Source organism: Streptomyces sp. SID13666 (genome assembly GCF_010548325.1).
In the GTDB taxonomy this organism is placed as follows: domain Bacteria; phylum Actinomycetota; class Actinomycetes; order Streptomycetales; family Streptomycetaceae; genus Actinacidiphila; species Actinacidiphila fildesensis.
Genome location: NZ_JAAGLX010000149.1, coordinates 1 through 698, shown reverse-complemented (window position 1 = coordinate 698; position 698 = coordinate 1). Strand labels below are relative to the sequence as shown.

The following is a 698-nucleotide window of genomic DNA, read 5'->3' as shown; positions in this document are numbered from 1 at the left end:
CGGCGCCGTGGCCGGCACGGTGTCGGGTCTGCTGGTCCTGGCCGCCGCGCTGTGGCTGTCGCTGGACGCCGCGTCGACCGGCGCCGCGCTGCAGGCCTGCGGCCTGCTGCTGGCAGGTGCCGCGGTGGCCCTCACGGCCGCCCACCGCCTCCCGGCGGCTGCTCCGGTGCACCCGGCTCCCGTCGCCGGTCCGCCGCCCCTCAGCGCCCCCGTCACCCGGCACCCCGCCGCCGCACCGCTCGCCGCTCTGGCCGCTCTCGTGACCATCGCCGGGACCGGTGGCGTGGTGCGGACGTGGGTCGCGGACGACTGGGTCGTTCCGGGGTACCTGGGCTGCGCGGTGGCGGTGCTGGCCCTGGCCGCCGCCCTGCGCGGCGGATCGCGTGGCGCCACGGCCGACGGGGTCGCGACGGGAGCCTCGGCGGCGCATCTGCTGGCGGCGCTGTGGGCGGTGCCCGCGCTGGCCGTGACCTGTTTCGGGCCGCTGAGCTGGGTGGGTTCGATCTGGTCGGGCGCCCCGCACAGCGCCCACGACGCTCTGACGCCTCATGGGCTGCGGGTCGCTCCGCCGTCCATGGTGGTGGTCGCCGGGCTGCTCGCCCTGGTCCTCACGGCGACCGCGCTGCGGCGCCCCGCGTGGCGGGTGCCGGGCCCCGCGGCCGTGGTGTGCGGCGCCGTGACCGTCGCGGCGCTGCCCG

General features: G+C 79.5%; 1 pseudogene. It reads left to right on the top strand.

Annotated features, from left to right (window positions below):
- Positions 1 to 698, top strand: a pseudogene (locus G3I60_RS43820) (hypothetical protein); the annotation flags it as partial.